General features: G+C 69.0%; 1 protein-coding gene. It reads left to right on the top strand.

The window, feature by feature from the left end:
• Positions 1-1,174 (top strand): flavin-containing monooxygenase (locus ACRDSQ_RS17510; protein WP_431422486.1); only part of this gene is annotated, 1,174 nt, incomplete at both ends.

A 1,174-nucleotide genomic window follows, 5' to 3' on the forward strand; every position in this document is an offset into this window, starting at 1 on the left:
ACCGGCTGCCTGTCCGACGCCCAGGTGCCCGACTTCAAGGGCCTCGAGAGCTTCGAGGGCAAGTGGTATCACACCGGCCACTGGCCGCACGAAGGCGTCGACTTCACCGGCCAGCGGGTCGGGATCATCGGGACCGGTTCCTCCGCCATCCAGTCGACCCCGATCATCGCCAGTCAGGCGAGCCACCTGTTCGTCTTCCAGCGCACGCCGAACTACAGCGTCCCCGCCCACAACGTGCCCCTCGACCCGGAGTACGAGCGGCGGGTCAAGGCGGGCTACGCCGAGTTCCGCCGCCAGGCCCGCGAGTCACGGGTCGGCTTTGTCATGGAGCGGAGCGGCGACTCCGCACTGGCGGTGCCCGCCGACGAGCGGGAGCGCGAGTACGAGAAACGGTGGGGCCGCGGGGGCCTCGGCTTCTCGGCGACCTACACCGACATCCTGACCAGCCAGGACGCGAACGACACCGCCGCCGAGTTCTTCCGGGCCAAGATCCGGGCCATCGTCCGCGACCCGTCGGTCGCCGAGCTCCTGTCGCCCCAGGACTATCCCCTGGGGACCAAGCGCCTCTGCGTCGACACCGGCTACTACGCGACCTTCAACCGGGACAACGTCACGCTGGTCGACGTGCGCACGGTCCCGATCGAGGCGATCACCCCGCATGGCGTCCGGACGCGGGAGGCCGAGTACGCCGTCGACCGCATCGTGTTCGCCACCGGGTTCGACGCGATGACCGGCGCCCTGCTCAACATCGACATCCGCGGTCGGGCTGGCCGGAGACTTCGAGAGAAGTGGGCCGCGGGCCCGCGCACCTATCTCGGCATCGCGATGGCCGGCTTCCCGAACCTCTTCACGATCACCGGCCCGGGCAGCCCCTCCGTGCTCAGCAACATGATCGTGTCGATCGAGCAGCACGTCGACTGGATCGCCGACTGCGTCACCTACCTGCGCGCGAACGCGCGCGAGCGCATCGAGGCCACTCCGGAAGCGGAAGAGGCGTGGGTCGCCCACGTCAACGACGTGGGGCACATGACCCTCTACCCGCTGGCGAAGTCCTGGTACATGGGCGCGAACATCCCCGGCAAGCCCCGCATCTTCATGCCGTACATCGGCGGCGTCGGCCTCTATCGGCAGAAGTGCGACGAGGTCGCGGCCAAGGGCTACGAGGGGTTCGCCC

Origin of the sequence: Actinokineospora sp. (assembly GCF_050699995.1) — a bacterium.
Lineage (GTDB): Bacteria > Actinomycetota > Actinomycetes > Mycobacteriales > Pseudonocardiaceae > Actinokineospora.